The organism is Frankia sp. CgJB1 (assembly GCF_977947065.1).
The window spans coordinates 1-6,411 of record NZ_CDWTNB010000214.1; the positions used below are offsets into that span (position 1 = coordinate 1).

General features: G+C 70.8%; 5 protein-coding genes. 1 reads left to right on the top strand and 4 read right to left on the bottom strand.

Annotated features, from left to right (window positions below; all coding sequences use genetic code 11):
* Positions 1 to 12: 12 nt before the first annotated feature.
* From AC08OT_RS18300 to AC08OT_RS18310, 3 genes are all read right to left on the bottom strand, one after another.
* On the bottom strand, positions 13 to 534 hold the full coding sequence (locus AC08OT_RS18300) for a hypothetical protein (protein WP_476603094.1): 522 nt from the start codon (positions 532 to 534) through the stop codon (positions 13 to 15).
* A gap of 306 nt (positions 535 to 840) precedes the next feature.
* Positions 841 to 1,047, bottom strand: coding sequence for a DUF1918 domain-containing protein (locus tag AC08OT_RS18305; protein WP_035729341.1), 207 nt, complete (start codon positions 1,045 to 1,047; stop codon positions 841 to 843).
* 144 nt (positions 1,048 to 1,191) lie between these two features.
* Positions 1,192 to 2,412, bottom strand: coding sequence for an acetyl-CoA C-acetyltransferase (locus AC08OT_RS18310; RefSeq protein WP_476594325.1), 1,221 nt, complete (start codon positions 2,410 to 2,412; stop codon positions 1,192 to 1,194).
* Positions 2,413 to 2,634: 222 nt separating this feature from the next.
* Here AC08OT_RS18310 and AC08OT_RS18315 point away from each other — a divergent pair, with 222 nt between their 5' ends.
* Entirely contained in the window at positions 2,635 to 4,530 is a 1,896-nt protein-coding gene (locus tag AC08OT_RS18315; RefSeq protein WP_476594324.1) for a C2 family cysteine protease, read from the top strand.
* A gap of 21 nt (positions 4,531 to 4,551) precedes the next feature.
* Here AC08OT_RS18315 and AC08OT_RS18320 read toward each other — a convergent pair whose 3' ends face one another.
* On the bottom strand, positions 4,552 to 5,478 hold the full coding sequence (locus AC08OT_RS18320) for a universal stress protein (protein ID WP_476594323.1): 927 nt from the start codon (positions 5,476 to 5,478) through the stop codon (positions 4,552 to 4,554).
* Positions 5,479 to 6,411: the final 933 nt, after the last annotated feature.

The window sequence follows — 6,411 nt, forward strand, 5'->3', positions numbered from 1 at the left end:
CACCGACGACCATCAAGATCCACCAGTAGAAGCGGCATTGAGGCTCGCCTGCATCCGCTGCAGGGTCGTGATGGAGTCGGCGAGGCGCCGCTGGGCGGAGGCCGGATCCGGGTCGCGGCGCTGGGCGCCGAGCAGGATCTTCCCGGCGGGGCTGTTGACGGGATTGCCGTCCGGGCTCGTGACCAGGTTGTTCGTGAACTCCAGCGCCGCGAGCGGGGTGATCACCGATTCGATCCGGTCATCGGCGTCGAGGCTGGCCTGCAACTCCCGGAACTGGCTGATGTTGCGCTTGGTGAACAGGTCCTCGAGTCGTTCGCCCTTGTCCAGGGCGAACAGCGTGACCATCGCCTGGCCGCCGAAGAGGGACTGGTAGGCGACGTTGTCCCGGGCGACCTGGGAGTCGGGGTTCAGATAGTTGTCCTGGCCGGTGGTGAACTCCAGCCGGGTGGTTCCGAACCCCAGGGCGGCGGTGACGAGCAGCGCCACGACGGCGACGATGCCCGAGCGCCGACTGACCATACTGACGAGTGCCACCGATGGCCCGGACCCGTGGTCCGGGCCCGAGGGACGGCCTGGTTCCGACCGGTGTTCGGGCCGGCCGGGATGATCGGCTGGATCGCCGGTGGACGGGGAGGGCGTAGGCATCGGTCACGCTCCGGAGCTATCTGTGTTGCCTCCGGATCGACGCACGTTACCTGTCGGCCCGACAGCTGTGTCCCTGCTGTATAGCGCAGCAGGTCACATCGCCTGAAGGCCCCGGGGCAGCCGATTTCGCCGGAAAATGCTTCAGGCGATTAACATGCCCTGGGCCTGGCTCCCCGCGCTCGGGCGTGCCCGGGGTCAGACGCCCGCGGACTCCCGTGACGGTCGGAGTTCGACGAGCGAGTCGTAGCTCGGGAAGAAGAGCCCCTCGTGCCCGTCATCCCAACGCACGACGAACGGCGGGCCTCCGTCCTCGCCGCGTACCTCGACCACGGTCCCGTGTCGTTCCGGGCTGCCCACCGTGCGGCCGTGGACGACGAACCTCTCTCCGACGGATGCGAACATCATGATGGCCGACCTCCCTGCCGGGCGATCCGGTCTGTTCTGCCTGGATGCTCCGGTGACCGATCGCATGCGCGTGCTCTTTCTGCCTAGCACGAGGTGCCGGTCGCGGCATATTCGGAGTCCGAAAGGTCGCGAATTCCCGGCTCAGGACAGCCGCTCGACGACCAGCGCCATGCCCTGCCCGCCGCCGACGCACATCGTCTCCAATCCGATGGTCGTGTCGGTGGTGTGTAGTCCGTTCAGCAGGGTGGTGAGTAGGCGGGCGCCGGTCATCCCGAACGGGTGACCGAGCGCGATCGCGCCACCGTGCACGTTCAGCTTCGCGACGTCGAGCCCGAGTGCCCGGTAGGCCGGGATGACCTGCGCCGCGAATGCCTCGTTCAGCTCTACCAGGTCGACGTCGTCGATCGTCATCCCCGCCCGGGCCAGGGCCCGCCGGGACGCCTCCACCGGGGCCAGGCCCATGATCTCCGGTGACAGCGCGCTGACGCCGGTGGAGACGATCCGGGCCAGCGGGGTGATGCCGAGCTCGCGGGCCCTGGTGTCGCTCATGACGATGACCGCAGCGGCTCCGTCGTTGAGCAGGCAGGCGTTACCGGCCGTGACGGTACCGTCTGGGCGGAACACCGGCCTGAGGGCGGCCAGCGCCCGTATCGTGGTTCCCGGCCGGGGACTGTCGTCGCTGTCGATCACCCCGCCGTCGGGCAGCGGCACCGGAATGATCTCTCGCTTGAAGAAGCCGTCCGCGACGGCCCGCTCCGTCAGGTTCTGCGAGCGGCAGGCGTACTCGTCCTGTTCGAGGCGGCTCACGCCGGCGAGCTGGGCCACGTTCTCGGCGGTCTGCCCCATAGCGATGTAGACGTCGGGCAGCTCGCCGGCCGCCCGGGGATCCGTCCAGGGCGCGGACCCCGCCTGCGCGCGGGCCGCCGTACGGGCCTGGGCCTCGCAGTAGCGCGGGTTCTGGGTGTCCGGCAGGCTGTCGCTGTTGCCCCTGACGAAGCTGCTGACGACCTCCATCCCGGCGGCGATGAACGCGTCGCCCTCTCCCGCGCGGACGGCGTGCGCGGCCATCCGCAGAGCCTGCAGGGAGGAGGCACAGTACCGGGAGACCGTCGTGCCGGGAACGGTGTCGAACCCGAGGCTGACGGCGACGACGCGGCTGATGTTGTGTCCCTGTTCGCCTCCGGGTAGCCCGCAGCCGATGATGAGATCGTCGATATCGGCCGGGTCGAGGGCCGGAACCTGGTCCAGGGCTGCCCGGACGATGACGGCCGCGAGGTCGTCGGCCCGCATCCCCCGCAGCGAACCCTTGAACGCCCGCCCGATCGATGACCGGGTTGCGGCGACGACGACGGCCTCGGTCACATGCCCTCCCAGTTCTTGGCGTTCCCGGTGTTCCGGGCTTTCCGGTGTTCCCGGTGTTCTTGGCGGCAGGGTCGCGGGAGCCGCGGTCCCTGCGGCCAAATGATCAAAACTCTAACGCGGACGAGCGCCCGCGGTCGCGGGTGGCCGAGCCGACGTGGCGAGGGGGACCCGTCGGGTTACGCTTTGATCATCCCGTCGCCAGCGAGCCGGATGGCGTGCCCGATGCGAGCAGACCTTGGTACACCCCGTGATGTCGCGGCCCTCGCCGCGGCCGCGGGCGAACTGCGCGAGCGCGCCGCCCGGCTACGCCGGCTCGCCCCGGAGGTGGCCGGGGTGCTGGCCGGTGTGCGTACCGCCGACACCCCGCGGGCCTGGCGGTCACCGTGGCGGATCCGGTACGCCGCCCGGCTGGACGACTGGCAGCGGGCGCTCGACGTCGGCGCCGGGATGCTGCGCGATCGGGCCGGGCTGCTCGACTGGCTCGCCGAGCGGTACGATGAGCGTGCCCACGCCTTGCGCCTCGGTCTCGGCGCGGCTGCTGTGGTATCCGCCGATGAGCTCGCCCGGCTGCGCCGGTTCGACGCGTCCGGCGGCGTCGGGAACGACCCACGGATGTGGATGCTGGCCCACCGACTGGCCACCGGCGGCACCGGGGACGGCAGGCCCGCCGGGATGGTCCCGATTGACGAAACCGTTCTGTTCGATCCGGTCCTGCTGGGCGTCCTGTCCGACCGCCTGCGGGCAGCGGGCGACCGGTCGGCAGCCCTGGCTCGGGCCGTCGCCGCGGACGGGGAACGGTTGAGCCGGCTGCCCGGTCCGTTCGGCGGCGCGGACTGGTCCGGTCCGCACGGCCTGTTCGGGGAGCGCAAACCGCCCGGTCTGGCCGGCTCGTCCAGTCTGGCTGGCTCGTCCGGACGGGACGACCCCGTCGGGTTCGGGCTGCACGCGGTCGCCGTCGGAGCGCCGGCCATGGCGCGCGGCATCGACCGGCGGATGGCGCGTTTCGCCGCAGCCGAGCTGGTCGCCCGCATCGGCACGGATCCGGCGGCAGTGACCGTCAATGATCTGGCGGCGATCAGCGCTCGGCTGGCTGGCCTGTCCGCGGCGATGCGCCAGGCGGCCATCTCCCGGCTGCGCGGCCGGCCCCTGGCGGTCCTTGCCGCAGTGGCCGCCCGGGTGATCGAAAATCCGGGCCCCGGCATCCTTCGCTACCTGCCGGCGCTGGCCGACCTCACCGACACCCTGATCGCCGGGGCCTCCTCGGCCATGATCGGAGACCTCCTGCTGGCTTTCCCATGGCTCGAACCCGGCTACCCTGTCGTCCGCGGACGCCCCGGCGAGGTCGTGGCGGTCGACCGCACCGGCGACCCGACGGTGCGTGACGGGATCAGCCCGAGCGATGTGGGGCAGGGCGACGTCGCCGACTGCTACCTCGTCGCGGCGCTGATCGGCATCGCCCGCCAGGATCCTGGGCTGCTCGCGGAGCGGCTGCGGGCCAACCCCAACGGCACTGTCATGATCACCATGCACCCCCGCGGACCGGCCGGCGCCGGCGTGGGCGTCACCGTCACGGCCGCACTGCCCGCTCGTCGGGTCCAGCCGCCGTACGGGCGGTCAGAGGATCGATCGGAGGATGAGGCACCCGGGCCGCAGACGCCGGGCACCTCCTGGTCACGTGCAGCCGGGTACGAGGAGGTCGCGATGGACGGCGACGACGCGGCGGGACGGCCGGAGCTGTGGCCGGCGCTGTACGAGAAGGCCTACGCCCGGCTGCACGGCGGCTATCCCGCCATCGAATTCGGAAATGCGGCGACGGCCCTGCGGACGCTCACCGGGCGATCGGCGCACGTGCTCGCCGCCCACGAGGCGACCGTTCCCGCCCTCGGGGAGCTCCTCGCCGGCGGCGAGGTGGTGATTGTGACCACCCGGCGTCGAACCCGACCTGGCGGGCTCGTCGCGGCGCACGCCTACACCCTGCTCGCCGTGGACGCGGCGCGCCGGCGGGTGCTGCTGCGTAATCCGTGGGATCCGGCGCCCGGGCAGAACAACGAGCGGTGGTACGCCTGGGACGGGATCCTCCCGGACACGCATGCGGTCGTGCACGGCCCGACCCGTTGACGACCGGTCGCCGCTGCCCCGCTACCACTGCCGAATGATCGCCACCGGGGTGGGGCAGTGAAGCATGCACTGGTGGCTGACCGATCCCAGCAGCAGCTCGGCGAAGCCGCCGTGACCGCGGGCGCCGACGACGACAAGATCGCACTCGCGGCCCTTGACGATCAAGGCCTGGGTGGCCGAGGCGGGCACCACCACGGCCCGTAGGTCCAGTCCGGCCGGCAGTTGGCCGCGGTCGCGGACGCCCGCGATGGACTCGTCGAGCACGGCCCGGGCCTGGTCCTCCAGGGCCTGGGTGATCTCCCCCGGTGCCTCGGCGAACGGCAACGGGATCGCTGCGAGCCAGGCGTGCACGGCGATCAGCGGAACCCCGCGCAGCGCGGCCTCCCCAGCGGCCCAGGCGAGGGCCGACAGTGCGTTGGGGGAGCCGTCCACACCCACGGCGATCGGCCGGGACAGTCGGGACGGCGCGCCGGCCGGGATCGTGCCTTCGGCGGCGGTCGCACCCGAGCCGATGGTCGCACCCGAGCTGGCGATGGCGGCCTCGACGTCACCGCGGGCGATCACGACCGGAACCGTGGCATGTACGGCGACGGAGGCACTGACCGACCCGATTCGCAGCCGGTGCAGCAGTCCCTGCCCCCGGGCACCGACCACGATCATGCTGGCGTCGCGGCCGACCGTCAGCAGGGCCTCCGCGCCCGGCAGGTCCACGGCCTGCTCCGCCACGGAGACGGTCGATCCCGGTGGCGTGACCGCCGTCACGGTCTTGTGTAGCGTCCGCTCGGCCGCCTGCGCCAGACCGGCCCGCATCCCGGACTGTGCCGTACCACGGGCGAAGCCGATCATGGCTCGGATGCCGCACCCCTGCCACTCCGCCTCGGTGAACGCCCAGCGCAGCGCCGTGTGGGAGCCCGCGGAACCATCGACCCCGACCACGATGTCGGCCATCGTCCGCCTCCTTCGAAGCCCGGTCCGGGATACCCGGCTGGCCGGCCTGGAACCCCGTCCGCCAGCGGGGAGGCCAACGCGGGGGAGGCCAACGCGGAGTGGAGCTGCCCGCCGATCAACAGCTTCCGGTGTTGTTTTCGTGTGTTCGAGCCAGGTGAACCCTACGTTGGGCCATCCTTCCCACGCATCGGCATGATCCATGGTGGGAAGTGGTGAATGGTTGGGTCGCGGGTCCCCGGTAACCCCGTAGTCGGACCGGAAGCCACTGGGCGCCAGCGGCTCCCCTGCCGTGATCGATCGATAAGACGACGAGGTACGACCATGGAGATCCACGATCCCTGTCGTCGGCGACGGTGGTTGGCTTCCGTTGTGTGGCGGCGGGTCGATCTGGTGAGGTGGCTGTTCCCGTCCGGCCTCGCCGGGCAAGGACGAAGAATGCCGTGACCGGGCGGTCCGGTTTCTCCCGGTGTTCCGGTTCCCGGCGATTTTTCTTGTGCGCCGAGTCCCGTCGTCGTTCCGGCTACCGGTGGGCTGGTTCAACCGGTGAGCGCGCCTGGACTCTCCTCCGCACGTGCCGTGGGCAGGGCGTACCCGGGCGCGGTCACCGCGCCGGCCATCCCTCCGGCGCGATGGAGGGGAGATCCTCCACCCTGCCGGGTCCTCCTCCCCGGGGATGCCGTCCCGCCAGGTGACGCAGTAATAAGAATTTGAAGATGACGGATTCAAAATCTGGTTCTGGTGTCACCAGATGAGGTTGAAGGCAGGGAGAGGAACTGCTCGGGAGGTCTTTCCGGATGGCCCGGTGTGGCCTTTTCGTGGCCGCCGGCCCCATCTTTTGCTTTGCGTCAATCGCGCGATGTTTGATGCGTCTGTCGCACCACGAATCCCCAACGAGGGTGATGAAGTCATGTCCCAATGCCATTTCCGCTAAGT